At 66.3% G+C, this 258-nt stretch carries 1 protein-coding gene; it reads left to right on the top strand.

Features of this window, described 5'->3' with window-relative positions; all coding sequences use genetic code 11:
* A partial coding sequence (locus tag ACKX14_RS16155) for a hypothetical protein (RefSeq protein WP_422449445.1) occupies positions 1 to 258 on the top strand: 258 nt, incomplete at both ends.

Below are 258 nucleotides of genomic sequence, written 5' to 3'. Positions count from 1 at the left end.
GCCGCCGCATCCGCTGACGGGAACGGCACCACGGTCGACAACGCGGCGTCGTCGTCGAACGGCGCCGTCGCCCACCTCCACGTCACCGGGTTCACCGGACTCTCGAACGCGGTCATCAAGGTGACCCACTCGACGGACAACTTCTCGTCCTCCGACGTCGACCTCATCACGTTCTCCACGGTGTCCGGGTTGACGTCGCAACGCTCCACCGTCACCGGGACCGTCAACCGGTATGTGCGTGTCGAGGTCGACGTGACC

The organism is Thermorhabdus hydrogeniformans, from assembly GCF_049310025.1.
GTDB lineage: Bacteria > Bacillota > Thermosediminibacteria > Thermosediminibacterales > Tepidanaerobacteraceae > JBJYKD01.
Note: the sequence above shows the minus strand (reverse complement) of the source record. Positions and strands in the feature narration are given on the sequence as shown.